24 protein-coding genes, 3 tRNA genes and 1 riboswitch are annotated in these 26,477 nt (G+C 71.8%); of the genes, 17 read left to right on the forward strand and 10 right to left on the reverse strand.

The genetic code is table 11. The features are described from left to right. Positions 1 to 60 precede the first annotated feature (60 nt). Positions 61 to 1,161, forward strand: a complete 1,101-nt coding sequence (locus AB0J80_RS06045) for an ROK family transcriptional regulator (RefSeq protein WP_364700901.1) — start codon at positions 61 to 63, stop codon at positions 1,159 to 1,161. Between the two features lie 18 nt (positions 1,162 to 1,179). Next, on the forward strand, positions 1,180 to 1,935 hold the full coding sequence (gene cobF, locus AB0J80_RS06050) for a precorrin-6A synthase (deacetylating) (RefSeq protein ID WP_364700903.1): 756 nt from the start codon (positions 1,180 to 1,182) through the stop codon (positions 1,933 to 1,935). Positions 1,936 to 1,939: 4 nt separating this feature from the next. Here the strand turns inward: cobF and cobN are convergent, their stop codons facing one another. Continuing rightward, positions 1,940 to 5,485, reverse strand: a complete 3,546-nt coding sequence (gene cobN / locus AB0J80_RS06055) for a cobaltochelatase subunit CobN (RefSeq protein WP_364700904.1) — start codon at positions 5,483 to 5,485, stop codon at positions 1,940 to 1,942. A gap of 50 nt (positions 5,486 to 5,535) precedes the next feature. Continuing rightward, positions 5,536 to 5,606, reverse strand: a riboswitch (cobalamin riboswitch). Between the two features lie 127 nt (positions 5,607 to 5,733). On the opposite strand from cobN, the gene AB0J80_RS06060 reads away from it, so the two are divergent. From AB0J80_RS06060 to AB0J80_RS06070, 3 genes are read left to right on the forward strand one after another with little or no spacing between them, the layout of a single operon-like run. Further along, positions 5,734 to 7,047 carry a precorrin-3B synthase gene (locus AB0J80_RS06060; RefSeq protein WP_364700906.1) on the forward strand — a complete coding sequence of 438 codons (1,314 nt, stop codon included), beginning with the start codon at positions 5,734 to 5,736 and terminating at the stop codon, positions 7,045 to 7,047. Position 7,048: 1 nt separating this feature from the next. Continuing rightward, a complete protein-coding gene (locus AB0J80_RS06065; protein WP_364700908.1) occupies positions 7,049 to 7,666 on the forward strand; it encodes a precorrin-8X methylmutase in 618 nt (205 codons plus the stop codon). Positions 7,667 to 7,668: 2 nt separating this feature from the next. Next, positions 7,669 to 9,171, forward strand: coding sequence for a precorrin-2 C(20)-methyltransferase (locus tag AB0J80_RS06070; protein WP_364700910.1), 1,503 nt, complete (start codon positions 7,669 to 7,671; stop codon positions 9,169 to 9,171). On the opposite strand, the gene AB0J80_RS06075 is transcribed toward AB0J80_RS06070, so the two are convergent. The 3 genes from AB0J80_RS06075 to cbiE form a co-directional block, all read right to left on the reverse strand. Then, positions 9,159 to 9,881 carry a cobalt-precorrin-6A reductase gene (locus AB0J80_RS06075; protein WP_364700912.1) on the reverse strand — a complete coding sequence of 241 codons (723 nt, stop codon included), beginning with the start codon at positions 9,879 to 9,881 and terminating at the stop codon, positions 9,159 to 9,161. The two genes, AB0J80_RS06070 and AB0J80_RS06075, sit on opposite strands and share 13 nt — an antisense overlap. After that, positions 9,869 to 10,612: a precorrin-4 C(11)-methyltransferase gene (gene cobM, locus AB0J80_RS06080; RefSeq protein ID WP_364700914.1), complete on the reverse strand. Its 744-nt coding sequence runs from the start codon at positions 10,610 to 10,612 to the stop codon at positions 9,869 to 9,871. The genes AB0J80_RS06075 and cobM overlap by 13 nt, the downstream gene beginning before the upstream one ends. A gap of 67 nt (positions 10,613 to 10,679) precedes the next feature. Further along, complete coding sequence (gene cbiE / locus AB0J80_RS06085; RefSeq protein WP_364700916.1) at positions 10,680 to 11,888, reverse strand: precorrin-6y C5,15-methyltransferase (decarboxylating) subunit CbiE; 1,209 nt, start codon at positions 11,886 to 11,888, stop codon at positions 10,680 to 10,682. Between the two features lie 70 nt (positions 11,889 to 11,958). Here cbiE and AB0J80_RS06090 point away from each other — a divergent pair, with 70 nt between their 5' ends. From AB0J80_RS06090 to AB0J80_RS06105, 4 genes are all read left to right on the forward strand, one after another. Then, positions 11,959 to 13,263 carry a phosphatidylinositol-specific phospholipase C gene (locus AB0J80_RS06090; protein WP_364700918.1) on the forward strand — a complete coding sequence of 435 codons (1,305 nt, stop codon included), beginning with the start codon at positions 11,959 to 11,961 and terminating at the stop codon, positions 13,261 to 13,263. 114 nt (positions 13,264 to 13,377) lie between these two features. Further along, complete coding sequence (locus tag AB0J80_RS06095) at positions 13,378 to 14,880, forward strand: ferredoxin reductase family protein (RefSeq protein ID WP_364700920.1); 1,503 nt, start codon at positions 13,378 to 13,380, stop codon at positions 14,878 to 14,880. A 51-nt stretch (positions 14,881 to 14,931) separates the two neighbouring features. Further along, complete coding sequence (locus AB0J80_RS06100) at positions 14,932 to 15,465, forward strand: FMN-binding protein (RefSeq protein ID WP_364700922.1); 534 nt, start codon at positions 14,932 to 14,934, stop codon at positions 15,463 to 15,465. 9 nt (positions 15,466 to 15,474) lie between these two features. Further along, positions 15,475 to 16,224 (forward strand): FAD:protein FMN transferase, encoded by a 750-nt coding sequence (locus AB0J80_RS06105; protein WP_364700924.1) that lies wholly within the window; start codon positions 15,475 to 15,477, stop codon positions 16,222 to 16,224. A gap of 11 nt (positions 16,225 to 16,235) precedes the next feature. Here the strand turns inward: AB0J80_RS06105 and AB0J80_RS06110 are convergent, their stop codons facing one another. After that, positions 16,236 to 17,423, reverse strand: a complete 1,188-nt coding sequence (locus AB0J80_RS06110; protein ID WP_364700925.1) for a GNAT family N-acetyltransferase — start codon at positions 17,421 to 17,423, stop codon at positions 16,236 to 16,238. Positions 17,424 to 17,619: 196 nt separating this feature from the next. On the opposite strand from AB0J80_RS06110, the gene AB0J80_RS06115 reads away from it, so the two are divergent. From AB0J80_RS06115 to AB0J80_RS06135, 5 genes are all read left to right on the forward strand, one after another. Then, positions 17,620 to 17,692 (forward strand) — tRNA-Gly (locus AB0J80_RS06115). A gap of 37 nt (positions 17,693 to 17,729) precedes the next feature. Next, a tRNA-Cys gene (locus AB0J80_RS06120) sits at positions 17,730 to 17,800 on the forward strand. Between the two features lie 14 nt (positions 17,801 to 17,814). Then, a tRNA-Val gene (locus AB0J80_RS06125) sits at positions 17,815 to 17,889 on the forward strand. Between the two features lie 375 nt (positions 17,890 to 18,264). Next, entirely contained in the window at positions 18,265 to 18,630 is a 366-nt protein-coding gene (locus AB0J80_RS06130; protein ID WP_364700926.1) for a hypothetical protein, read from the forward strand. 275 nt (positions 18,631 to 18,905) lie between these two features. Further along, positions 18,906 to 19,145 (forward strand): tetratricopeptide repeat protein, encoded by a 240-nt coding sequence (locus tag AB0J80_RS06135; protein WP_364700927.1) that lies wholly within the window; start codon positions 18,906 to 18,908, stop codon positions 19,143 to 19,145. A gap of 17 nt (positions 19,146 to 19,162) precedes the next feature. On the opposite strand, the gene AB0J80_RS06140 is transcribed toward AB0J80_RS06135, so the two are convergent. Beyond that, complete coding sequence (locus AB0J80_RS06140; RefSeq protein ID WP_364700928.1) at positions 19,163 to 19,375, reverse strand: hypothetical protein; 213 nt, start codon at positions 19,373 to 19,375, stop codon at positions 19,163 to 19,165. A gap of 122 nt (positions 19,376 to 19,497) precedes the next feature. Here AB0J80_RS06140 and AB0J80_RS06145 point away from each other — a divergent pair, with 122 nt between their 5' ends. Next, positions 19,498 to 20,730, forward strand: a complete 1,233-nt coding sequence (locus AB0J80_RS06145; RefSeq protein ID WP_364700929.1) for a serine hydrolase domain-containing protein — start codon at positions 19,498 to 19,500, stop codon at positions 20,728 to 20,730. Between the two features lie 4 nt (positions 20,731 to 20,734). Here the strand turns inward: AB0J80_RS06145 and AB0J80_RS06150 are convergent, their stop codons facing one another. Then, positions 20,735 to 21,412, reverse strand: coding sequence for a TetR/AcrR family transcriptional regulator (locus AB0J80_RS06150; RefSeq protein ID WP_364700930.1), 678 nt, complete (start codon positions 21,410 to 21,412; stop codon positions 20,735 to 20,737). Positions 21,413 to 21,448: 36 nt separating this feature from the next. Here AB0J80_RS06150 and AB0J80_RS06155 point away from each other — a divergent pair, with 36 nt between their 5' ends. Beyond that, positions 21,449 to 21,949, forward strand: coding sequence for a hypothetical protein (locus AB0J80_RS06155; RefSeq protein WP_364700931.1), 501 nt, complete (start codon positions 21,449 to 21,451; stop codon positions 21,947 to 21,949). A 51-nt stretch (positions 21,950 to 22,000) separates the two neighbouring features. Here AB0J80_RS06155 and AB0J80_RS06160 read toward each other — a convergent pair whose 3' ends face one another. From AB0J80_RS06160 to AB0J80_RS06170, 3 genes are all read right to left on the reverse strand, one after another. Further along, complete coding sequence (locus tag AB0J80_RS06160) at positions 22,001 to 22,954, reverse strand: NADP-dependent oxidoreductase (protein ID WP_364700932.1); 954 nt, start codon at positions 22,952 to 22,954, stop codon at positions 22,001 to 22,003. A 262-nt stretch (positions 22,955 to 23,216) separates the two neighbouring features. Beyond that, complete coding sequence (locus AB0J80_RS06165) at positions 23,217 to 24,326, reverse strand: methyl-accepting chemotaxis protein (protein WP_364700933.1); 1,110 nt, start codon at positions 24,324 to 24,326, stop codon at positions 23,217 to 23,219. A gap of 83 nt (positions 24,327 to 24,409) precedes the next feature. After that, a complete protein-coding gene (locus AB0J80_RS06170; RefSeq protein WP_364700934.1) occupies positions 24,410 to 25,036 on the reverse strand; it encodes a hypothetical protein in 627 nt (208 codons plus the stop codon). A gap of 111 nt (positions 25,037 to 25,147) precedes the next feature. On the opposite strand from AB0J80_RS06170, the gene AB0J80_RS06175 reads away from it, so the two are divergent. Then, positions 25,148 to 26,470, forward strand: a complete 1,323-nt coding sequence (locus AB0J80_RS06175; protein ID WP_364700935.1) for a gluconolaconase — start codon at positions 25,148 to 25,150, stop codon at positions 26,468 to 26,470. The last annotated feature ends 7 nt before the right edge of the window (positions 26,471 to 26,477 follow it).

A 26,477-nucleotide genomic window follows, 5' to 3' on the forward strand; every position in this document is an offset into this window, starting at 1 on the left:
AACTAGAACCTTGTCCTAATGTAAGAGGCGACGGCCGAAGATCACAAGGGGTGGGTACGCGTGACTGTCCGGGCCCTGCCGCAGACCGTGCTGCGCGAGGCCACCGACCGCCGGCTCCTCGACGAGACCATCCGGCAGGGGCGGACCACCCGCGCCGAGCTGGCCGACGTCACCGGGTACTCGCGGCCCACCGTCTCCGAAGCGGTCCGCCGGCTGGTCGAGGGTGGCCTGCTCGACGCCACCGGCCTCAAGGAGACCGGGCGCCGCGGGCGGGTGGGCACGTTCTACTCGCTGGGCGCGCGGGCCGGGTGGGTGCTCGCGCTCGAGCTCGACCAGTCCGGCGTCCACGCCCGCTCCGCCGACCTGGCCGGGCGTACCCTCGACGAGCTGCGGCGGCCGCCGACCGCGCCCGGGGACGTGGATGCGCTGGTCGCGAGCGTACGGGCGGTGGTGGCCGACGTGACCGGCGCCGAGGGTCCCCTGCGCGCGGTCGGCGTCTCGATCGCGAACCCGGTCGACCCGGCCACCCACCAGACGGTGCCGCTGGCGGGTACGCCCTTCCCCGAAGGCCTGCTGAGCCCCACCGAGATGATCGGCGACCTGGTCTCCGCGCCGATCCTCGTGGACAACGACGTCAACCTCGCCGCCCTCGCCGAGCACCGCACCGGGCAGGCCGCCGGCGCCGCCAGCTTCGCGTACGTCTACGTCGGCGCCGGACTCGGCGTCGGCCTCTACATCGGCGACCAGCTGATCAGGGGCGCGCACGGGCTCGCCGGCGAGATCGGCTACCTGCCGGGCACCTCGGCGGAAACGCTCGCCGGCGACCTGGCAGCGGGCGGCCTGGCCCGCTCGGATGCGCCCTCCAACGACGTGGCCGCGGTGGTGCAGGCGCTGGACCGCGGCGACGAGCGCATCCTGGACGTGCTCGCCGAATCGGTCGGGCGGGCGATCATCTCGGTCGCGGCGGTGGTCGATCCCGCGCTCGTCCTGCTCGGCGGCCCGGTCGGCACCCATCCGGCGTTGCTGCCCCGGGTCCGCGACAGCCTGACGTTCCCCGGCCCGCTGCGGGTGGAACACGGCTCCCTGGGCACCGAAGCGGCCCTCACCGGAGCCCTCCAGCTCGCCGTCGAACACGCCCGGGCGGCAGCCGTCGCCGGGTGATGGGGCAGACTGCACGGCGTGCGGAAGATCTACGTCATCGGAATCGGGGCCGGCGACCCCGACCACCTCACCCTGCAGGCGGCCAAGGCGATCGGCCGGACCGACGTGTTCTTCCTGCTCGACAAGGGCGAGGCCAAGGAGAGCATGATCGAGCTGCGGCGCCGGGTGCTCAAGGCGTACGGGAAACCCAGCCGCCGCATCGCCGAGGGCCGCGACCCGGACCGGGACCGCACCCCCGCCGACTACGAGGGGACGATCGCCGACTGGCGCAGCCGCCGCTCCGAGATCACCGAGGCGCTCATCCGGGAGCACCTCCTCGACGACGAGACCGGCGCCTTCCTCGTGTGGGGCGACCCCTCCCTCTACGACTCGACGATCGCGATCCTCGAGGAGATCCTGGCCCGCGGCGACACCCGCTTCGAGTACGAGGTGATCCCGGGCATCAGCAGCGTCTCCGCCCTCGCCGCCAAGCACCGGATCGGCGTGAACCGCGTCGGGCAGCCGTTCCAGGTGACCACCGGCCGCCGCCTGGCCGAGCAGTGGCCGCCCGGCGTCGACGACGTGATCGTGATGCTCGACGCCCACCAGACCTTCGGCGCCGTGGACGCGGAGAACGTCGACATCTACTGGGGCGCGTACATCGGCACGCCGGACGAGCTGCTGATCTCCGGGCCGCTGGCGGAGGTCGCGGACGAGATCCGACGGGTCCGCGCCCAGGCCCGCGAGCGGCACGGCTGGATCATGGACACCTACCTGCTGCGCCGCCGCCGGTGACCGGCTAGTCGCCGCCCTCGAGGTCTCCCTCGGTCTCCAGGTAGACCTGCTGCAGTGCGGCGAGCATGTCCGGGTCCGGCGTCTCCCACAGCTTGCGGTCCGCCGCCTCCAGCAGGCGTTCCGTGATGCCGTGCAGCGCCCAAGGGTTCGACTGGGTCATGAACTTCTGGTTCTCCGGGTCCAGCACGTAGGTCGCGGCGAGCTGCTCGTACATCCAGTCCGCGACCACGCCCGCGGTGGCGTCGTACCCGAAGAGGTAGTCGACGGTCGCGGCCAGCTCGAACGCGCCCTTGTAGCCGTGCCGGCGCATGGCGGCGACCCAGCGGGGGTTCACCACCCGGGCCCGGAAGATCCGGGCGGTCTCCTCGGTCAGGCTGCGGGTCCGTGCCGCGTCCGGGTTGGTGGAATCCCCGATGTACGCGGCCGGCGCGCGCCCGGTCAGCGCCCGTACGGTCGCGATCATGCCGCCGTGGTACTGGAAGTAGTCGTCGGAGTCGGCGATGTCGTGCTCGCGGGTGTCGATGTTCTTCGCCGCCACCTCGATGCGCTTGTACGCGGTCTCCATGTCCGCGCGCGCCTCCACACCGTCGAGGTCACGGCCGTAGGCGAAGCCGCCCCAGACCGCGTACACCTCGGCGAGGTCGGCGTCGCCGCGCCAGTTGCGGCTGTCGATCAGTGGGAGGATGCCCGCGCCGTACGCGCCCGGCCGCGAGCCGAAGATCCGCGTGGTGGCCTGCCGCCAGGTCTTGCCGGTGTCGGCGTCGGCGAGCGCGTGCGCGCGGACGAAATTCTGCTCGGGCGTCTCGTCGAGGCCGGCGACCAGCCCGAACGCGTCGTCGAGCAGCGCCACCACGTGCGGGAACGCGTCACGGAAGAACCCCGAGATGCGCACGGTGACATCGATGCGCGGCCGGCCCAGCTCGGCCAGGCCGATCGGCTCGATGCCGGTGACCCGCCGCGAGGCCGCGTCCCAGACCGGGCGTACGCCGAGCAGCGCCAGGATCTCGGCGATGTCGTCCCCGGCGGTCCGCATGGCGCTCGTGCCCCACGCGGAGAGCCCGACCGACTTCGGCCAGTCGCCGTAGTCGTCGCGGTAGCGCTTGAGCAGCGACTCGGCCATGGCCTGACCGGTCTCCCACGCGAGCGCGCTGGGGATGGCCTTCGGGTCGACGGAGTAGAAGTTGCGGCCCGTCGGCAGCACGTTGATCAGCCCGCGCAGCGGCGAACCGCTCGGCCCGGCCGGCACATACCCGCCGTCGAGGGCGTGCAGCACATTGGTCAGCTCGTCGGTGGTGCGCGCGAGCCGGGGCACGACCTCCCGGGCGGCGAAGGCCAGGATCTCGCGCACCTGCGGATCGTCCGAGATGGCCGGCACGTCCGCGGGCCACCCGGCCTCCTCCATCGCGGTGACCAGCTCCCGCGCCCGAGCCTCGACCGCGTCCGTCTCGGCGGTGGAGGCGTCCTCGCGCAGGCCGAGCGCCTCCCGCAGACCGGGCAGCGCGGCGACCTGACCGGCCCACATCTGTTTGGCGCGCAGCATGGCCAGCACCAGGTTGATCCGGGCCTCGCCGGCCGGCGCCTCGCCGAGCACGTGCAGGCCGTCACGGATCTGGACGTCCTTGACCTCGCACAGCCAACCGTCGACGTGCAACAGGAAGTCGTCGAACTCCTCGTCGCCGGGCCGGTTCTCCAGGCCCAGGTCGTGGTCCATCTTCGCGGCCTGGATCAGGGTCCAGATCTGGGCGCGGATCGCCGGCAGCTTCGCCGGGTCGAGCGCGGCGATGTTCGCGTGCTCGTCGAGGAGCTGCTCGAGGCGGGCGATGTCACCGTACGACTCCGCGCGGGCCATCGGCGGGATCAGGTGGTCGACAAGGGTGGCGTGCGCCCGGCGCTTCGCCTGGGTGCCCTCCCCCGGGTCGTTCACCAGGAACGGGTAGATCAGCGGCAGGTCACCCAGCGCCGCATCCGTGCCGTCCGCGGCGGACATGCCGACGTTCTTGCCCGGCAGCCACTCCAGGTTGCCGTGCTTGCCGACGTGCACGACCGCGTGCGCACCGAACTCGGCCGCCAGCCACCGGTACGCCGCCAGATAGTGGTGGCTCGGCGGCAGGTCCGGGTCGTGGTAGATCGCCACCGGGTTCGCGCCGAAGCCCCGCGGCGGCTGCACCATGACCACGGTGTTCTCGTCCCGCAGCGCGGCGAGCACGATGTCGCCACCGTCCACGTACAGCTCACCGGGCGGCGGACCCCAGTGCCGCTCCATGGACTCGCGCAGGTCGGCGTCGAGCGTCGCGAACCACGCCGCGTACGCCTCCCCACTGATCCGGACGGTGTTGCTCTCCAGCTGCTCCTCGGTCAGCCAGTCCGGGTCCTGCCCGCCGGCCGCGATCAGCGCGTGGATGAGGGCGTCACCGTCCTGCTCGGCGACGCCCGGGAAGCTGCCGATGCGGTAGCCGCGCTCCCCCAGCGCGGCGAGCAGCCGTACCGTCGAAGCCGGAGTGTCCAGACCGACCGCGTTGCCGATCCGGGAATGCTTGGTCGGGTACGCCGACAGCATGACCACGATCCGGCGCTCGTCCGGCGGCACGTGCCGCAACCGCGCGTGGGCGACGGCGATCCCGGCCACCCTGGCGGCCCGCTCGGCGTCGGGCACGTACACGGAGAGCCCGTCCGGGTCGATCTCCTTGAAGCTGAACGGCACGGTGATGATCCGGCCGTCGAACTCCGGGATCGCGACCTGGGTGGCGGCGTCGAGCGGCGACAGCCCGTCGTCGCTGGCCTCCCACGCCTCCCGGCTGCTGGTCAGGCACAGCCCCTGCAGGATCGGCACGTCCAGGTCGGCGAGCACCCCGACGTCCCACGCCTCGTCGTCACCGCCGGCGCCGACCGTGGCGGGCTTCGTGCCGCCTGCGGCGAGCACGGTCACGACCAGCGCGTCCGCCTTGCGCAACTCGGCCAGGAGCTCTGCTGAGGCCGTACGCAAAGAGGCGGTGAAAATCGGCAGCGGCCGCGCCCCCTTCGCCTCGATGGCCTGACACAGGGCCTCGACGAACGCCGTGTTACCGGCCATGTGGTGAGCGCGGTAGTAGAGGACCGCCACGGTGGGACCGTCGTTCGCGGCGGCGGCGCGCTCGAGCACACCCCAGTCAGGCGCGGGCACCGGCGGCGCGAAACCGTTACCGGTCAGCAGGATGGTGTCCGACAGGAAGTCATGCAGCGCGGCCAGGTTCTCCGGCCCCCCGTACGCGAGGTAGCCGTGAGCCTCGGCCGCCACACCGGCGGGCACGGTCGAGAGCTTCATGAGGTCCGCGTCGGGAGCCTGCTCGCCGCCGAGCACGACGACCGGGACGGGCCCGGCGAGCAGCGCGTCGAGCCCCTCCTCCCAGGCCCGGCGCCCGCCGAGGATCCGCACGACGATCAGGTCGACGCCGTCCGTGAGAGCCGGCAGGTCGGTGACAGCGGTCCGGGCGGGGTTGCCCAGCCGCCAGTCGTGGCCACTGGCCCGGGCGCTGAGCAGGTCGGTGTCGGACGTCGACAGCAGCAGAAACACGGCTCTCCCCTCGGGGTCCGCGCCCCGGGTCGAAGGAATCACGGCGACCGGAGTTCCTGGCTCCCGGGTCCGAACCCCGGTGACAGTGGCGGGACCGCGCCGGACTCGCACCGGCTTCCTCCGCGGCGTCGCCGCACGTGGCCTCCCACTCTGCCGACCGCCGCACGCGGAGTCAACGTGGGGGGCGAGGTGTGACGATCCCGACCGGCCGGAGGAAAGTGTCGGAGCCGATCCGTAGTATCCGGGCCGTGTCCTCCCCCCTCGCCCGTCCCGCCGCCGTAGCCGGGGCGCCCGGCTCGCCGTCGGCCGCGCCCGGCGGCCCCGGCGCCTCCGCCGCCGGGCCGCCGCAGGCCGGTGCGTCCTGCCGGGCCGACGCCGATGCCTGCCCCGGGGCGCTGCGGTTGCACGACGCCGCCGACGGGCCGCTGGCCCGGGTCCGCATCCCCGGCGGCCGGATCACCGGCGGCCAGCTCACCGCGCTGCGCGAGCTGGCCGTGGAGTGGGGCGACGGGCACCTCGAGCTGACCAGCCGGGCCAACCTCCAGCTCCGGGCCTTGCGGGCGGCACCGCCGGCCCACCTCGCCGAGCGGCTGGCCGAGGCCGGTCTGCTGCCCTCGCCGACCCACGAGCTGGTCCGCAACATCGCCGCGTCACCGCTGCTCATCGACCCCGAGCCGGTCACCACGCTGGACCGCGAGCTGTGCGCCGACCCCGTCCTGGCGGCCCTGCCCGGCCGTTTCCTCTTCGCGATCGACGACGGCAGTGGCGACGTGGCGTTCTCCGCCGATGTGGCGGTGCTGCCGTCCGGCGCGGTCCTCTTCGCCGGACGCGACCTCGGCCTCCGGGTGCCGGTCGCCCACACGGTCCCCGTTCTGCTGGCGGCCGCCCACGCTTTCCTCGTTCTCGCGGCGCAGGACGCATCGTCCGGCCGCCCCCGGCCGTGGCGGGTGCGGGAGCTGGCCGACGGCCCCGCCCGCATGGCGGCAAGCACAGCTGCGGCGTTGGACGTCACGCTGATCGCGCCCGATCCGTCCCTGCGCCGGCCGGCCCTGCGCGAGCCGGTCGGAATGATCCCGCGGTCCGGCGGGCGGACGGCCGTGGGAGCCCTCGTCCCGCTCGGACGGCTCGGCGGAGCCGCGCTCCGGGCCCTGGAGCGGGCCCGCGAGCTGGTCGTCACGCCCTGGCGCGGGGTGATCGTGCCGGACCTGTCCCCGGCGGAGGCCGCAGCCTGGATGCGTAAGCTCGCCGGGGCCGGGCTCGAGACCGGCGCGGACTCCCGGTGGGCGGGCGTCACCGCCTGCGCCGGGCGCCCCGGCTGCGCGAAGGCTCTGGCGGACGTGCGATCCGATGCCGATGCGGCGACCCGGGCCGGTTCCGGCCTGCCCGTGCACTGGGTGGGATGCGCCCGGGGCTGCGGCAGCCCGGCGGCTCCGCACGTCCGGGTCGAGGCCACCGCCACCGGTTACACCGTGGCGGCGATGCCCGGTGGCGACGACAAGGCGGCCGGTTCCGTACCGGTCACCGAGGTGGCGGCGGCGATCGCCGCCCTGAGGAAGGGCTGACATGGAGTACGTGCGCGACGGCGCGGAGATCTATCGGCGGTCGTTCGCGACCATCCGGGCCGAGGCCGACCTGTCGCGGCTGCCGGCGGACGTGGCGCGCGTCGCCGTCCGCATGATCCACGCGTGCGGGATGGTGGACCTGGTCGACGACATCGGGTACAGCCCGGGCGTCGTGACGGCCGCCCGCAAGGCACTGCTCGGCGGCGCGCCCATCCTCTGCGACGCCGAGATGGTGGCCTCCGGGGTGACCCGCAAGCGCCTGCCCGCGGACAACGACGTCGTCTGCACGCTGCGGGACCCGGCCGTGCCGGAGCTGGCGGCCAGGATCGGCAACACGCGCAGCGCCGCCGCGCTCGATCTGTGGGGTGACCGCCTCGACGGCGCCGTCGTCGCGATCGGCAACGCGCCCACCGCGCTGTTCCGCCTGCTGGAGCTCGTCGCCGCGGGTGCGCCCCGGCCGGCCGCGGTGCTGGGCATCCCGGTCGGGTTCATCGGTGCGGCCGAGTCGAAGGACGCGCTGGCCGCGTCCGACCTCGAATACCTGGTCGTCCGCGGGCGACGGGGTGGCAGTGCGATCACGGCGGCGGCGGTCAACGCGCTCGCCTCGGAGGAGGAGTGACAGTGGCGGGTCGGTTGTACGGCGTCGGACTCGGCCCGGGCGATCCGGAGCTGGTCACCGTCAAGGCCGCCCGGCTGATCGCCGCGGCCGACGTGGTGGCGTACCACGCGGCCCGGCACGGGCGTTCCAACGCGCGGGCGATCGCGGCGGCGTACCTGCGGGAGGGGCAGATCGAGGAGCCGCTCATCTATCCGGTGACCACCGAGACCACCGACCATCCGGGCGGCTACCAGGGGGCGATCGACGAGTTCTACGCCGCCGCCGCCGAACGGCTCGCCGCGCACCTCGACGCGGGTCGCGACGTCGTCGTCCTGGCCGAGGGCGACCCGTTCTTCTACGGGTCCTACATGCACATGCACAAGCGGCTGGCGCACCGCTACGAGGCCGAGGTCGTGCCCGGCGTCACCTCGGTCAGCGCCGCGTCGGCGGTGCTCGGGCGTCCCCTTATGGAGCGCGACGAGACCCTGACCGTCCTGCCCGGCACGCTGCCGCCGGACGAGCTGGCGGCGCGGCTCGGCGGCACGGACTCCGCCGCCATCATGAAGCTCGGCCGCACCTTCGAGGGCGTCCGCGAGGCCCTGGACCGGGCCGGCCGCCTCGACGACGCCTGGTACGTGGAGCGCGCCACCACCGACAGGGAACGCCACGGCCGGGTCGCGGACATCGACCCGGCGACGGTGCCGTACTTCTCGCTGGCCCTGCTTCCGAGCCCGGCCGCCGCGACCTTCGTCGCCCCGGCGGAACCGGCCGAAGCGCATCCCGGGCAGGTCACGGTGGTCGGGCTGGGACCGGGCGCCCGGGAGTGGCTCACTCCGGAGGCGCAGGCCGCGCTCGCCGAGGCGGACGACGTGGTCGGCTACGGCCCGTACGTCGACCGGGTGCCGGCGAACCCGAGGCAGCGCCGGCACGCGTCGGACAACCGGGTCGAGGCCGAGCGGGCGGCGTTCGCCCTGGACCTGGCCAAGCACGGGCGCCGGGTGGCGGTCGTGTCCTCCGGCGACCCGGGCGTGTTCGCCATGGCCGCGGCGGTGCTGGAGGTCAGCGAGGACCCGCAGTGGAAGGAGGTACCGGTCCGGGTCGTGCCGGGACTCACCGCGGCGCAGGCGGTGGCGAGCCGCGTGGGAGCGCCACTGGGCCACGACTTCTGCATCATGTCGCTCTCCGACCGGCTGAAGCCGTGGGACGTGATCGCGTCCCGGCTGACCGCGGCGGCCGGCGCCGACCTGGTCATCGCCCTCTACAACCCGGCGTCGCAGAGCCGCAAGGAGCAACTGGTCCGCGCCCGGGAGCTGCTGTTGCAGCACCGCGATCCCCAGACCCCGGTGGTGGTCGGCCGAGACGTCGGCGGCCCGCACGAGACGGTACGGGTGACCACCCTCGGCGACCTGGACCCGGCCACGATCGACATGCGCTGCCTGTTGATCATCGGCTCCAGCCGGACCCGGGTGCTGACCCGCGGCGACGGCTCGACGCAGGTGTTCACCCCGCGCAGCTACCCGAGCTGAGCGATCCACTCCACGGCCGCGTCGACGGTCCCCGCCGTGGGCACCCCGGCGGGCAGGGGCGGCCGGTCCACCATGACGACCGGGATCCCCAGCGCCCGGGCGGCGTCCAGCTTGGCCGCCGCCCCACCGCTGTCCTTGGTGACGAGCACGTCGATCCGGTGCCGGAGCAGCAGCTCCCGCTCCGCACCGAGGCTGAACGGCCCCCGGCCGAGCACCACCTCGAGCTGCCGGGGCACCGGCGGCACCGGCGGCTCGACGGACCGCGACAGGAACCAGCAACCGTCCAGACCGGCGAACGCGGCGATGCTCTGCCGGCCGGTCGTCAGAAAGACACGCCGCCCCACCCCCGGCACGACGTCCGCGGCCGCGGCCAGACCGGGCACCCGGTGCCACACGTCTCCGGGTTGCGCCGTCCACCCCGGGCGGCGCAACACGAGCAGCGGCACCCCGGCGACCGGGCACGCGAGCGCCGCATGGCCGGTCATCGTGGCCGCGAACGGATGAGTCGCGTCGACGACCGCCCGGATCCGCTCCTCCCGCAGATAGCGGACCAGCCCCTCGACCCCGCCGAACCCGCCGATCCGCACCTCTCCCGGCGGCAGCAGCGGGGCGGAGGTCCGCCCGGCCAGCGAGCTGATCACCGGCACCCGCCCGGCGAGCGCCCGGCCCTCGGTGGTGCCACCGAGAACCAGGACCCTCAGGTGCGGCATCGCCCGGTCGAGTACAGGTGACTGTCGGGAAACTGCGAAGCGCTGAGCGCGGCACCGACCACGATCACCGCCGTACGCCGCACACCAGCCTCTACGACCTGCGCAGCAATGTCCGCCAGCGTCCCCCGCAGAATGAGCTCGTCCTCGCGACTCGCCCGCGCCACGACGGCCACCGGGCACTGCGGGCCGTAGTTCGGCAGCAGCTCGGCGACCACCGCCTCGATCCGCTGCACGGCCAGGTGCAGCACCATCGTGGCCCGGCTGGCACCGAGCGTGGCAAGGTCCTCCCCGGCCGGCATCGCCGTCGCACGCTCGGCCGTACGGGTAAGAATGACGGTCTGCGCCACCTCGGGCACGGTCAGCTCCCGCCCCAGCGAGGCCGCAGCGGCGGCGAAGGCGGGCACTCCGGGAACAACGTCATAGGCAACACCGGCCGCGTCGAGCCGGCGCATCTGCTCGGCCACCGCACTGAACACGGACGGGTCCCCGGAATGCAGCCGAGCCACGTCCAGCCCGGCCTTCGTGGCGTCGACCATCTCGCCGACGATCTGATCCAGGTCGAGGTTCGCAGTGTCCACGAGGCGAGCATCCGGCGGACACGACTCGAGCAGCTCCCGAGGCACAAGACTCCCCGCGAACAGGCAGACAGGCGCGGCCGCAAGCAGACGCTGTCCCCGTACCGTGATCAGATCGGCCGCCCCGGGCCCCGCGCCGATGAAGTGCACCGTCACGGCCCGACCACCAACCTTCCGCCCGGGACCCTCACGCCCTGCCCGCTGACTTTCTGAGACGGACCGGTCACGGCTTGACCACCGACCAGATCGTCACCGGCATCATCGCTCTCCATCCCGTGAACCCACCGACCGGGGCGGCGCGGTTGACCGCGACCCGGGTCAGTTCCCCGCCGAGCTTGGCGTACCAGGCGGCCAGCACCGCCTCCGACTCCAGCGTGACCGCGTTCGCCACCAGCCTGCCGCCCGCCGGCAGCGCCTCCCACGCGGCCTCGACGACTCCGTCGCGCGTCACACCACCGCCGATGAAGACCACGTCGGGCGCCGGCAGCCCGGCAAGTGCGCCGGGTGCCCGTCCCACCACAACCTCGAGCTTCGGTACGCCCAGAGCAGCCGCGTTCGCCGCCACCCGCGCGGCCCGCTCGGCCGACGACTCGACCGCCACCGCCCGGCAGGCCCGATGGGTGCGCATCCACTCGATCGCGATGCTGCCCGACCCGGCGCCGACGTCCCAGAGCAGCTCCCCTGGCTGCGGCCCCAGCAACGCAAGGGTCACCGCCCGCACCTCACGCTTGGTGAGCTGACCATCGCTGTCGTAGGCATCGTCGGGCAGTCCGGGAGTACGCGGCCGCGCCGGCCCACCGCGCCCGCACTCGATCGCGACGACGTTCAGCGGGTCGACGCCGGTCAGATCCAGCGAGGCGGCCGGCCCGGTCCGGGTCGTCTCTCCCGCACCGCCCAGCTGCGCGAGGACGGTCAGGGTGCTGTCGCCGTATCCCCGGCTGGTGAGCAGGTGCGCGATCCGGCCAGGCGTTTCCGCGTCCCGGCTCAGCACCAGGACCCGGCGGCCCGGATGGACCAGCGGATGCAGCTCCTCGACCGGCGCGGTCACCAGGCTGAGCACGTCGACGTCCGCGAGCGGCCAGCCGAGCCGAGCTGCCGCGAGGGAGACCGACGACGGGTGCGGGATGACCCGCACCGGCCCCGCGAGCCGGCACAGGGTGGCGCCGATGCCGTGGAACATCGGGTCGCCGCTGGCCAGCACCGCGATGCGGCGGTCACGGTGGGCGTCGAGCAGGCCGGGAAGGGCGGGGAGCAGCGGCGAAGGCCACGGGACGCGCTCGCCGGCCACCTCGGGCGGAAGCAGGTCGAGCTGCCGGTCACTGCCGAACACGACGTCAGCTGCGGTCAGCGCCGCGGTGGCCGTACCCGGCAAACCGGACCAGCCGTCGGCGCCGATGCCGACCACGGTGACCCCGGCGGGGTTCTCAGTCACGCCGGTGACGTTAGCTCCCGGACGGCTCACGTTCTTCCACCGCTCCCTATGGATCGATATCTTTCACTGCATGAAGCGCGCACTCGCTGCCGCCGCGCTGACCGCCACCCTGGTCACGGCCTCCGGCGCCGCCCTAGCCGCCTCCCCCGCCGCCGCAGTTGCCTTCGCCGGCGCGTCCCGCGCCGCCTCCTCAGGCTCCGCCGCCACCCTGCCCCTGGTCTCTCTCCAGCGCGCCTCCCTTGACCGCGGCACCCTTTCCCTCGCCTCCCTCGACCACGCCTCTCTCGACCGCGGCGCCCCTTCCTTCGCCTCCCTCGACCGCGCCGCCCATTCCCTCGCCTCCCTCGAGCGCGCCTACTTTTCAGATCGCCCAACTCGTTTAGGCCAGGCTGTAGCTGACGACCGGGCCACCCGGGCGCGGGTCGGCGCATTCCGTGCGGATGCGTCCTACCGGACACTGGGGGCGGCGAACCAGCCCGACTGGATGCGGTCGGTGGCGGACGGCGCGAGCCTGGCAGCCCTGTCGATCCCCGGCACCCACGACACGCTGGCGATCCACGGCGGCGGCCTCACCCAGACGCAGGAGGACTTCGGCGACGGTGGCGGCACCCTCGCTCGGCAGCTCAGCGCCGGCATTCGGATGATCGACATCCGTGCCCGGGTGAACGGCGGCAACACCTTGACCATCCACCACGGTGCCGTCTACCAGAATGCGGACTTCTCCGACGTCGTCCGGGTGCTGTCGGACTTCCTGGCGGCACATCCCGCGGAGACCGTGATCGTGCGCCTCAAGCAGGAGTGCACCGGCGAGCTCGGGTCCTGCACGGACGCGCCCGGGCAGAAGAGCTTCCAGGACATCTTCGACTCCTACGTGACGCCGGTGTGGTGGCGGCCGTCGGTGACGCGGTCTTCCGCCGCGGCCACACCGACGCTCGGGCAGGTGCGCGGCAAGGTGGTGCTGGCTGTCCTGCAAAGCGCCCACGGAAGCCCGATCGAGCACTACGGACTGGCGCAGTTCGCGAGCTGGACGGACGGGTCGTCGACGTACATCCAGGACGACTACAACGTTCCGAACATCGGGGCCATCGCCACCAAACGGGACCGGGTCCGGCGCTTCCTGGACGCCACGAACGCGGGCGACCCGTCGAAGATCTACGTGAACTTCGGTTCCGGGGCCAGCCTGTTCGCCCAGCCGCAGCAGGTGGCGGGCGGAGCGTTCGGAGTGCAGGGCGTCGACCCGTTCCTGCTCACTTACCTGAACGAGGGCCATGGCCTGACCCGCACCGGCGTGCTCATGCTGGACTTTCCGGGCAGCGGCCTGATCGAGAAGGTGCTCTCCTACGACGAGGTTTTTCGTCTCTCCGTTGAGCCATAGCCCGCTGAACCGCGTAGTACCGGGCGACGGCCTCCCGAGACGGGTCGTCACGTCCGCTGCCGGGGGGGGGTGGCGGCCGACGACGGACGAACGACTGCCGGGCGGGTGAGACCGATGGCGCGACCAGGGCCGACGATGTACGAGACCTTCGAGGACCAGCGGCCGGTCCGTGACTTCTGGGAGCAGCCCGACCTCAACGAGGGTGTGCCGCGCGGCGACATCCTCACCGAGGCGCCCGGCGACCCCTCCGGCTGGCAGGGCTCCGGCCCCGCGATCACCACCGACGACCGGCCGCCGGCCGAAGCCACCTCCGGCAACCGGCTGCTCACCGTGCTGCTGTTCTTCGCGGGGCTGGCGACCAGCCTGGCGTTGTGGCTCTTCGAGACCGAGGCCGGCACGGTCAACGACACGGCCACCCTGATGATGGCGGTCGGCCGGCTGACCGGGCTGGCCGGTGGCTACGTCCTGTTCATCCAGCTGCTGATGATGAGCCGGGTCTCGTTCCTCGAGGAGTGGGTCGGCGCCCGCGACCTGCTGCGCTGGCACCGCTGGCTGGGCACGTCGCTGGTCGTGCTGGTCGCCGCCCACGTCGTCTTCATCGTGTACGGCTATGCGCTGACCGCCGACACCGGCGTGGTCGACCAGGGCTGGACGATGATCACCACGTTCCCCGACATGATCAGCGCCACGGTGGCCACGGGTCTGCTCGTGTTCATCAGCCTCATCTCGATCCGGGCCGCCCGCACGAAGCTGCCGTACGAGCTGTGGCACCTGATCCACCTCACCGCGTACCTGGTGTTGCTGCTCGGCTACGGCCACCAGGTGGCGATGGGCGCCAACCTCTCCGGCGACTTCGCCGACATCTTCTGGCCGGCGTTGGGCGCCCTGGTCATCGCGGCGCTGGTCTGGGGCCGCCTGATCGAGCCGGTCTGGCTGAACGTCCGGCACCGCTTCGAGGTGGCCGAGGTCGTCGCCGAGGGCACCAACACGTTCTCGATCTACATCGACGGCAAGAACCTCGACAAGCTGCCCGCCCAGGCCGGCCAGTTCATGCGCTGGCGGTTCTTCACCCGCAACGGCTGGTGGCAGTCCCACCCGTTCTCGCTCTCCGCGGCCCCCAACTCGCAGTGGCTGCGCCTCACCGTCACCGCGGTCGGCGGCCACACGGCCAAACTCGCGGAGATGGAACCCGGCACCCCGGTGTGGGCGGAGGGACCGTTCGGCACGTTCACGGCCCAGCGCCGCACCCGCCGCCGCGCCCTGCTCATCGCCGGCGGCAGCGGAATCGCCCCGATCCGCGCCCTGCTGGAGGACATGCCGCCGGACACGATCGTGATCTACCGGGCGAGCCGGCCGGACGAGCTGGTGTTCCGGGAGGAGCTCGAGGACCTGGCGGAACGGCGCGACGCCTGGGTCCGCTACATCGTGGGCTCCCGCACCGACCCGGGCCCCCGCCGGCTGTTCACCGCGAACGGGCTGCTGGGCCTCGTGCCCGACGTGAACCGCCGGGACGTGTACCTGTGCGGACCGCCGGGACTGGTGGGTGCGGCGGTCCAGACGTTGCGGGAGCTCGAGGTGCCCGACAGCCAGATGCACCTCGACCCGTTCGAGTTCTGATCGTTTTCCCCTGCTCACCGACCCCTTCGATCTGTCAGCCCGGGAGTTTTGATGCGACGCAGCACCGCAGCAGCCGTAGGAACGTTGACCGGCGCCGCCCTCATCGTGGGCGTCCGGCTGAGCGTCTCCGCACCGGCCGTGCCGGCGGCCGCGCCACCCGCCGTCGACCTGGCCGGCTCGGGGCAGGACGTCGCCCCCGCGCCGACCAAGAAGAAGCCCGCCGACGCGGACAAGGACGATGACTCGGACAAGGGCGCGGACGGCGGCTCGGACGGCGGCTCCTCGGAGGGCGAGGCGGGGGGCAGCGGCCTGAAGGACGGCGTCTACAAGGGCGCGGCGGTCAAGAACCCCTACGGCACCATCCAGGTCTCGATCAAGGTCGAGGGCGGCAAGATCACCGCGGCGGACGCCACCTACCCGACGACGGCCGACAGCGCCACCATCAACCCGCCGGCCATCGCCGCACTGAAGCAGTCGACCGTCAAGGCCCAGAGCGCGGATGTGGATGCGGTCTCCGGCGCCACGTTCACCAGCGAGTCGTACGTGAAGTCGCTCCAGGCAGCGATCGACGAGGCGAACGCGTAGGTTCGGTTCATGCACCATGCCGAGCACGTGATGGGCACGGTCGTCAGCATCGATCTCGCCGACAACCTGCCCGCACCGGCCCTCCAGGCGATGATCGGCGACGTCTGCGACTGGCTGCACGACGTGGACCGGCGCTTCAGCACGTACCGCGACGACAGCGAGGTGGGCCGCCTCCGCCGCCGCGAGATCGACCTCCCCGACTGCTCGGCCGACATGCGCCACGTCCTGGAGGCCTGCGCGGACCTGTGGCGGTCGACGGACGGCTACTTCGACGCGTACGCCGCCGGCCCTCTCGACCCGTCCGGCTACGTGAAGGGCTGGTCGGTGGAGGTCGCCTCGGCCCGGCTCGCGGAAGCCGGCTCCGCCCGCCACTGCATCAACGCGGGCGGCGACATCCGCGCCCGGGGCCTGTCCGGGAAGGGCGAACCCTGGCGCATCGGCATCCGCCACCCGTGGGAAGCCGACAAGCTGAGCTGGGTCCTCAGCATCACCGACTGCGCGGTGGCAACGTCGGGCAACTACGAGCGCGGCGATCACGTCTTCAACCCCCGGACAGGCTCCCCGGCGCGAGGCCTGCGCTCGGTGACGGTGGTGGGCCCGGACCTGGCGCTGGCCGACGCGTACGCGACAGCTGCGCTGGCGATGGGCGATGCGGGACTCAGCTGGCTGGCGAAGCGGGTGGCGGACGGATACGAGTCCGCGGCGGTCACCGACGACGGCCGTGCGTTCACCACGGCCGGGCTGCCGGCTGCCGTCTGAGCCGTTCCTCCTCAGAAGTCGGCGAACAGATAAGGCATGTCCCTGGGGAAGAGGGCGGCCAGCCGCTCCACCGCTGGACCTTCCATGCGGCCGAAGCCACGCGTCATCACCTCGATCGGGTCGAGCACGCCGTAGGCCAACGCCGAGATGCCCGCACAGGTCAGCGTCGCCTGCGGTTCCTCCCGGGTCTCCTCCACCGCGAGCCTCCCCGCGGCACCGGTGATCCGATAGCGGCCGCCGATCAGCTCGTCGTCCACCACCTCGACGGTGACGTCCTGCTCCGCGCCGGCCCGCAGCCCGTTGAGGGCCTCGATGGCCAGCAGGCGCACCATCGGGCCACCCCGGCGCGGAAGGTCCACCCGGCCCTCGGTGAGCACGGCGAAGTCCGTACCCCACAGCTCCGGCACCTCATTCGTGTCGATCTTCAGCACGATGCGCGCAACCTGGTCCACATGCCGCGCGAAGAACTGCAACAGCAGGGCGCGCCCCATCGGCCCCGTGGTCAGCAGGTCACCCGCTACCAGATCCCCGCCGTACTGGTCGATCCAATACGTCACGGCGCCAACCACCTCGCCGTCCACGCGCGCGATCGCCACCCACAACGACGGGCTCTCGCGGAATTCAGAGGTGCGCGTCTCGTCGTACACGGAGAAGCCGTGCCGATCCTCGAGCAGCCGCAGCGTGAGCGCGTTGTAGTCGTCGAACCCCTCGGAGAGGTGAAGACGCTCGACCTCACCCGGCAGCTCGGCCCTGAGCAGATGAGACAGCCCTTCGGGCGCGAAGGTGGCGGTGCGCACACGCGGCACACCCACGTAGCCCAGCTTGCCGTAGAACGACGGCCGGAACGGATAGAGCGCGCTGACGGCGCACCCCTGCTCCCGCATCTGCTGCATGAGCCGGGTCATGAGCTGCCGGACCAGCCCCCGCCGCCGCGCAGACGGGTGGGTGGAGACGGACGCGACGCCGGCCATGTCATGCACGACCCCACGCACGTTCTGCCGCATCGGGAACGCGGCCACCCCGGCGAGAGTCTGCCCGCCCTCCTCGGCGATGAGGCTGGTGACCGTCCGGTAGAAGACCATCCGCTTGGCATAGGTCTCCCGGTCGGCCTCGGTCCAGGGCGAAGGCATGAAGGCGTACGTCTGCAGGGGGAACATCGTGTCGGTGCGCTCGTCGGCGGCGATCTGTCGGATCTCCATGCCCCCATCCAACCCGGGCGGCCCGGTCGGCGCTCGCTTGTTCTGCGGCCTGTGGATAACCAGGCCGCCCGGTCCCCCTCGTGCGCGCTGACCTGCGAATCTGCCTGAATGCGACGCGCCGGGGGACCCCGGTTTGGCAAGGCGTGGGGCGACCGGCTAATGTTTCTTCCGTCGCCGGGGGAACCCGGAAGGACAAGCGGACGTAGCGCAGCTGGTAGCGCATCACCTTGCCAAGGTGAGGGTCGCGGGTTCGAATCCCGTCGTCCGCTCGGAGAGGCCGCCACAGGTAACGTGCGGGGCCGGCTCGGTGGAGTGGCCGAGAGGCGAGGCAACGGCCTGCAAAGCCGTGTACACGGGTTCAAATCCCGTCTCCACCTCGGCAATAGATCGAGGGCGATTGGCGCAGCGGGAGCGCGCTTCCTTGACACGGAAGAGGTCACTGGTTCGATCCCAGTATCGCCCACCAGCTCAGAGGCCATGACCTATCGAAGGTCATGGCCTTTCTGCTGTCTGTACAGCAGCGAAGTACAGCAGCGCTCAGCCATCGAGCCTCTCCCCAGCCGCCTGAGCGCTTCGCGCGTCGCCTTCGATGACACCTGGGTGCAGATCTCCATCGTGATCGAAAGCCGGGCGTGCCGGAGGATCCTCATCGCCACCCGGGCGGCCCTTCCTCTGTTTCAGCGGTGGGCCGGCTCTTGCCGGCAGTTCCGGCCAACCCTCAGCGACGGCAGTACCCACGTGGCACTGTTTGACTTCCGCTGACACCTACGCAAACCGACAGACGACGGACGGATGGGGGCACCCGGTGACCCGATCACGCATAGCCGATCTGGGTCATCGCGTGCTGCCCGCCGTACTCGCGCTGACCGGCCTGGCCGTCATGGCCACGGCGATCGTCGAGACGGTGATCTACGGCATCGGCAGTTTCGGGCGCAGCCCCCAGGAGATGGTCGATGAGTGGGGAATGAACGCCCGGATCCAATGGAGTTGCCTACCGGTCCTCGCCGCTGTCGTCTGGACCTTGCTGATCCGCCGGCCCTGGTGGATCCCCGTAACGCTCGGGGCCCCCGTGATCCTGGTAGCACTGCCGACTCTAGCCCAGGAGGTGCCCCGCAACGGCGTGCCGGTTTTCGGCTTCCTGCCCGCAGCGCTGCTCGTGATCGCGGGTGTCGTCGGCAACGCCATGGGGCTTCGATCGCCTCGCTAGTCCCCGAATCGGCGAACCGCTGACCGTCAAATCGGACACCCTGACTTGCAGTTCGACACCGCCATGCTGGAGACCGTCCTTCAAGACCGAGCCGGCTCAGTAGACGGACCCGAGCCGCATGAACTCGATGGCGCGGTGGGTGGAGGTTCATCGGTTGTCGGTCGCCGGCCGGGAAGTCTGGATCGCCCGGCGTGTGGGTGCCCGGCTCGGTCGTGTATGGCTGGCGCGGTCGCGGTTCGCCGACGTGGCTCGGCTCGCCGAGCAGACCCCTGACCTTGGGTGAGGATGCCGACGCCCTCTATGAACTCGGGTGGGCGAAACGTATCACCGGTTTCGCTGTGGAGACGCTGGCCAGTTACAACCGTGCGCTGGAGCTTTATCGGGCCGCCGGCGATCGCGGGAACGAAGCCGCCACATTGAGCAACATCGGCCTTGTGCATGACCGGCTGGGCGACCGGCAGCGGGCCCTGGACTACTGCCACCGGGCCCTGCCCATCCGTCGCGAGGTCGGGTGACCGGGCCGGCGAAGCTGTCACGCGATACAACCGCCATGATCCACCGCCTGCGGGGTGAGTTCGACTTGGCCGTCGGTGAGCTGGAACAAGTCGTAGAGCTGGACCGTCAGCCCGGACACCCCGGTCTGGAGTCCGACACCGCCATGCTGGAACGCGTACGCCGAGAAGGAACGTTTTCCGCTCCAGGCGTCGACGACGACCGGGGCGGGCAGCCCTAAGAGAAGCACCACCGAGTGACCATTCGGCCAGGACGCCCGGCGGTAAGCCGACCCCCTCATGCGGGCCCTCTGCTACCTCACGAGACGAACGTCTGAAGTCGACACGTGACCCACGCCGTGCTAGGTTTCCGAACATGTTCCATAACTCGAAGATCTCGCTGATCGCATCGGCGAGCATCGCCTTGCTGAGCGTCATCCCCGGGTTCACGATTCCCGCCTCCGCGGCGAAGGGCGCGTCCGTCGACGGCGCAGATGCGTCGACGGACCTCGACCGCAAGGCGTTGAAGAGCGCCATGGACCGCGTCCACAGTGTGGGGATGCCTGGTGTCTACGCCGAGGTGCGCGACGGCGATCGAGTCTGGCGCGGTGCCGCCGGCGTCGCTGACGTCAGTACGGGCCGTCGAGTCAGACCCGACATGCTGCACCGCGTCGGCAGCATCACCAAGAGCTTCACCGCTGCGGCGGTGCTGCAGGAGGTCGAGAAGGGACGGGTCGACCTCGACGCGCCGATCGGCCGGTACCTGCCCGAGCTGGTTCCCGGCGCGCGCGGGGAGGCGATCACGGTGCGGATGCTCCTCAACCACACCAGCGGCCTGCCGGACTACCTTCCGTACGCGTTCCCGTCACTGCAGATCTTTCCTGCCGAAGGCTCGACCCAGAGCCTGGACGACAACCGATTCCGGCAGTGGGACCCGGTCGAGCTGATCGAGATGGGCGTGAAGGCGCCTCCCGCCGGCGAGCCCGGCGTCGCGCCCGGGACCTACTCGAACACGAACTACCTGCTTCTGGGTCAGCTGCTCGAGAAGGTGAGCGGTGTCGGGGCCGAGCAGTACATCACCCGGAACGTCATCGCTCGCGCCGGTCTGCGGCACACCGGGTTCCCTACCGGGACGCAGATCAAGGGGCCGCATTCGCGGATCTACGAGTCGTTCTTCGGTCTCATCGATCCGCCGCGTGACTACAGCGTCTACAACATGTCCTGGGTATCGACCGGGGCCGGCCTGGTGTCGACCGTCGGTGACATGAACCGCTTCTACGGGATGCTGCTCGGTGGCAGGATCGTCAGCCGGTCGTCGCTGGAGCAGATGCAGCGCACGGTTCCGGTCATCAGCCAGACGGGCGAGGTCGTCGAGTACGGCCTCGGTTTACACAGGTTCACAGTCGCGGACTGCGGCACGTTCTGGGGCCATGACGGCACTGTCTGGGGCGCTCAGACGCTGTCCATGACCAGCGAGGACGGCAAGCGGCAGATGTCGATCGCGATGAACCTGGTGCGGTGGAACGAACTGGACGCCTCGGGGCGGCCGCAGCCCCACCCCATCGATGACGCGCTGCTGGCCTTTCAGAGGGAGGCGGTGTGCGACTGACCGGCTACGTGGACTGCGCGAGCAGGCCATCGACGAACGCGCGGAGTCCCTGCGGGTAGGTGTCCTGCGCAGCGAGTGCCGGCCACTGGTCGCCGACACTCGCCAGGCGCGGCAGTCGTGACGTGTCGATCGAGGTGAAGAAGGTGTCGTGAGGACCAGCCGGGCCTTCGCCGTGCCGTCGGCTTTCGGTGTGGGCGCGAACGAGGATCTCGCCGACCGTGTAGTACCAGAGGCTGCGGAAGATGTGGACCGCCCGCTCGGAGGTGCATCCGTGGTCGATGGCTCCGCTCACGACGGCTTCCACCATCTCCAGGGCCGGTTGGCCGAGGCGGCGCAGGAAACCGTCGGTCGTGAGGACCTCCGCCGCCCAAGGCCATGCGGCGAGGGAGTCGTGCATCGCGGTGGCCGCCGCGATGATGCGCTCGCGGGGCGGATCGGGCAGGTCACCGCTGAAGGTCTGCGAGGCGTGCTCGTTGAGCAGCTGGACGAGCAGGTCCTCTCTGTCGCGCACGTGGTGGTACAGGGTCGCCGGCCCGACGCCCAGCTCGCTCGCCAGCCGGCGGATGGTCAGCTTCTCCCAGCCGTCCCGATCGATGATCCTCCGGGCGGCACCCAAAATCTCCGTACGGGAGGTCCGCGGCGGCCGGCCGGTGCGGCCTGGCGACGAAGTGGATCGGGTCACGGGGCCTATCATGCTGCACCGCCGACGACCTCCGGTATGTCGGTACGCCTCCTGGCCGACTATCCTGCGCCGATGATCAAAGCGTTCGTCTATGCGGTGGGGCTCACCGCCGCCCTCGCGGCCGGCGGCTGCACCGCCGACAAGTCCCAGCCGTCGAGCGGCAGCGCGAACGCCGCGGCCGGCGCCCCCGCGGCCGGTGCCGGCGCCTTCTGCGCGCGGTGGATGAAGGCTCAGGAGCCGTTCCTCCTGAACACGGCGCCCGAGGCGAAGGCGTACGGCAAGATGGTCGCCGACTCGTATCAGGGGAAGCCGACGCCCGACGCGCTGCAGGTTCAGCGGGCGTTCTGGAAGGGGTGGGCGGATACGATCCGGCCGCTGGTGGGCCAGGGCGGGACGCCGGAGCTCGAGGCGGCGCTCGCCGCCCAGCTCAAGGAGCTGGATCGCCGGGCGGCGGCGCAAAAGCCCGACCTCAATCAGCGGCCGTTGGCATCGATCGGGCGGCTGTGCCTCGATGCGAGCGGTCCGGCGGCCAACTGACGCACGGCCGTCACCGCCCCGTCGAGGCGGGCCGGGACGTGAGGGCCGGGTTCAGACCCGGAGTACGAGCTTGCCCCTGGTGCGGCCCTGCTCACCGCGCCGGTGGGCTTCCGGGGCGTCGGCGAGGGGGAAGACCTGCTCGATCTCGCTGACCACGGCGCCGGCGTCGATCAGAGTGGCGATCGTGGTGAGGGCCGCGCCGTCCGGCTCGACCAGGATGCCGGTGGTGCGGATGTCGCGCTTCTGCGCGGCGGCTGCCAGGTCGGCCGAGACTCCTCCGGGTACGGCGATCAGGAGGCCGCCGGGGCGCAGGACCGGCACCGACCGTACGCCTGTCTCGCCGCCGACCAGGTCGAGGACGACGTCGACGTCGCGGGCCGCTTCCTCGAACGGCGTCGTGTGGTAGTCGATCAGTTCGTCCGCGCCGATCTCGGACAGCCAGGCGTGCCGGCCGGCGCTGGCGGTGCCGATCACGTGGGCGCCGAGGTGCTTGGCGAACTGGACGGCGAAGTGGCCGACCCCACCGGCCGCGGCGTGGATCAGTACGCGTTGGCCCGGTTCGATGGCGGCGGTGTCGGCCAGCGCCTGCCATGCGGTGAGGGCCGCCAGCGGTACGCCCGCAGCTTGCTCATGCGACGCCTTCACCGGCTTCTTCGCGAACTGCCTCGCCGGGGCGGTCACGTACTCCGCGTACGCCCCGGCCTGGCGCGGGAACCACGGCATGCCGTAGACCTCGTCGCCGGGGGCGAAGCGGGTGACGCCGAAGCCGACCTGCTCGACGACGCCCGAGACGTCCCAGCCCAGCACGATCGGGGGTGCGCCGAGGACGCCCGCCATGCCGGAGCCGGCGCGGGTCTTCCAGTCGACCGGGTTGATGCCCGCGGCCGTCACCCGCACCAGGACTTCGGTGGGCAGCGGTTGCGGGCGGGGCACCTGCTCCACGTGGAGCACTTCCGGGCCGCCGTACTGGTGCTGGACCACTGCCCGCATCGTGCTGTCAGTCATGCTTCCTCCTCGCTCGGTGGGTAGAAGCTAGCGGCGGGGGCGCGGTTACCCGCAAGGTGGCCGAGTTTCGTCGAGGTAACCACTGGTGGGGCCGAAACTGCAGGTCAGGGCCGGTTCGCCGGCTCCGGCGAGTGATCGGCGCCACGGAGCCGGCCGAGTGCAGCCGGCGAGGACGAGGGACAGCGTCAGCCCCATGCCGGCCAGGCGCGCGGCGGTCCCGCCGTTGCGGGTCAAGGACGGGTGGTTCGCCGTTGCCCTGGTCTCACGACCGGAGGACGCCGGCCGTGAAGGCGTCCAGGACGCGCCCGATCTCGTCGCCGAGGGCCCGGAGGTCCTGCAGATCCTGGCGGGCGCCGGTCATGCGGGCCGCCGCGTTGCCGGCGATGGCCGAGCGGCCCTGGATGGTGCCGGCGATGTCCGCCGAGCCGTCCGCCGCCCTGGTGATGCCGACCGCCATGGACCGGGTGGTGGCCTCCTGCTCGCGCATCGCGTCGGCGATGGCGCCCTGGAAGCTGGTCATCTGATGGATCATCCCGGCGACCTCGGCGATCGCCCGGCCCGCGTGGTGCGCGTCCTGCTGGATGGTCTGGACGCGACGCGAGACGTCCTCGGCGGCCCGGGCGGCCTCCTGGGCCAGTTGTTTCACCTCGCCGGCCACCACGGAGAAGCCTTTGCCCGCCTCACCGGCGCGGGCGGATTCGATGGTGGCGTTGAGCGCCAGCAGGTTGGTCTGTTCGGCGATCGAGGTGATCGACTTGATGACCTCGTTGATCTGCCGGCTGGACTCCCCCAGCTGGTCCATGGTGGTGGTGCCGGAGCTCATGGCTCCGGTGGCCTGTTCCGCCACCGCGGCGGCCTGCTGGGCGTTGCGGGAGATCTCCGCGATGACCGCCTGCATCTCCTCCGTGCCGGCCGCGATGACCTGGACGTTGGCGGCGACGTCCGTGGCGGTGCCTTCGACGACCGCGAACATGTCGCGGGTGCCCTTGGCGGCCGTACTGACGTTGACCAGCAGCTGGTCCAGGTCGGCGGCGGCGGGCGTCAGCCGGTCCCGTACCCGGGTCGCCGCGGACAGCAGGGGGGTGAGCTGGTCACGGAGATCGGCGAGCTCGGCCTCGACGGCCGAGATCTCCTCCCACCGCCCGGCCGGGCCGGGCGCGCGCAGCACACCGCACAGTCCGCGCATCGCCCGGCTCACGGCCGTCCCGGTGAGCGCGACCGCGGCTGCCAGCCCCAGGCCGCCGAGCACGGCCACTCCTTGCGCGATGCGCGCCGGAGTGTGGGGAAGGACAGCCGCGAGCCCCGCCAGCGCAGCGACCACCACGACTCCGGCGGCCAGGCCGCAGAAGGTCACCCGAACCGACCACCGCATGGGCAGAAGGTACATCTCGGGCGGGTGAGCCGGGCTCCGAACGCATCGATGCATCGAACCGGAGCGCCCCGGGCGGGATTTGATCAGTACGGGCGCAGCGGTCCGCAGGCCGCCGGAGCGGTGGCCTCCATCGGCAGGTTCGGATCGAGATCGCTCTTGACCGAGCCGTCGTACGCGCCGCTGCCGTTGCGGTCCACACCGTGCACCACCAGTACGGCGTTGTGGTGGGCGATCGCCGCCGCGGTGTGCGCGCTGACCGTGACCGTACGCCGGTAGACCACCGACCCGTGCGGCGCCGTGGAGAAGCGGTCGATCGCCAGTCCGCTGGCCGGGCTGGTGTCGCCGCGGGTGGTCAGCGAGGTCACGATGTGTCCGTAGAACGGGTGGCCCTCGGTGACGCTGACGAAGCCGTCGTGGTCGGTGTCGGCTCGGCCGGCCGGGCAGCTGCCCTGTGCTCCGGCGTGGAAGTGCATCGCGTGCGGGGCGTTGCGGAGCAGGCCGGACACCACCACGGTCACCTCCGCCTTGGTGCCGTGGACGCGTACCGTTGCCACGCCGTGGGCGCCGGATCGGTTGAGTTGCCCGAGGTGAGCGGTGGCGACGACGTCGTGACGGGTCGTGTCGCCATGGGCCGTGGCCGGGGTCGAGGCGGCCGATGTCAGCAGTGCGGTGGTGGTCAAGGTGGCGAGCGCGAGAGCTGGTGTTCGCACGACTTCCCCCGATGTTCGTGATGGACGACTGTCTTGGGGCATTCGGGGCGGCTAACTGCAGCGGATGGGCGGCGTCACCCGATCGGTGGAAAAATGGGTACTGATGCAGCGATGAGACGGATCGTACGAGCAGCGGTGGCAGGCGGCCTGGCATGCGCTCTGGCCTCGTGCTCGGCGTGGGGCTCCGACGAGCAGCCGGCCCCGGCGAAAGCGGTACCGGGACTGACGTCAACCACGCTACGGACGCTCGCCGGCACGGACGCGGCACCGTTCGACCAGGCCCGGCAGCTGCAAGTGCCGTCCGGCTGGAGGGTGAGCGTCTGGGCTCGGGTGCCGGGCGCCCGGCTGCTGGCCTGGACGCCGGACGGGCGCCTGCTCGTGTCGCGCCCCAAGTCGGGCGACGTCGTCGCGCTGACCCCCGCCGGCGCTGACGCCGTTCCCGTTCAGCGGACGCTGGTCAGCGGCTTGAACCAGCCGCACGGGCTCGCTTTCTCCGGCACCACGCTCTACGTGGCCGAGAGCGATCGGGTGGATGGCTTCGCCTACCGGGACGGGGCCGTGTCGAGCCGGCGCGTCCTGGTCGACGGGCTGCCCGACGCGAAGAGTCCCGAGCTGCGCGGCGCCTATGCGCACGCGCTGAAGAGCGTGACGGTCGGCAAGGACGGTGCGCTCTATGTCTCGGTCGGCTCGACCGGCAACATCTCGGCGGAGGACCGGGAGTCGAAACCCGAGCGAGCCTCGATCCTTCGGGTGCCGGCGGGCGGCGGTGAGCCCACCGTCTTCGCGCGCGGCGTGCGCAACGGGACCGGGCTGGCCGTCGACCCCGACGGCGCCGTGTGGACGGCGGTCAACAACCGGGACAACGTCGGCTATCCGTACGACGGGTCTGATCGCGGCAGGGTGCTGCAGGGCTACGTCAACGACCACCCGCTCGAGCCGCTGGCCCGGCTGGAGCAGGGACGTGACCTCGGCTGGCCGTACTGTAATCCGGACCCCGACCTGAAGCCGGGCGAGCCGGACTCGCCGCTGGGCTACACCCGGCGGCCCTTCGTGCGCGACATTCAGACCAATCCGGACGGTACGCGGCTCGACTGCGCGTCGCTGCCCCCGGTCGAACAGGGCATGGGCGCGCACTCGGCCCCGCTGGGGCTGGCCTTCGTCGCGGCGCCCGGCCTGCCCGGCGGGTACGGGCCGGGCGCCCTGGTCGGCGTGCACGGCTCGTGGAACCGCAAGCCTCCGCGGGCGCCGGAGGTCTCCTTCTTCGCTTGGCGCGACGGCACCCTCGGGCCGCAGCAGACGCTGGTGACCGGCTTCCAGCTGGACGACGGCTCGCGGTGGGGCCGGCCGGTCATGGCGGTGCAGGGCCCCGACCAGGCCCTGTACATCAGTGACGATCTCGCGGGAGCCGTGTACCGCCTGTCCGGCCCGTCCTGACATTTAC

Origin of the sequence: Actinoplanes sp. NPDC049548, assembly GCF_040676695.1 — a bacterium.
Classification (GTDB): domain Bacteria; phylum Actinomycetota; class Actinomycetes; order Mycobacteriales; family Micromonosporaceae; genus Actinoplanes.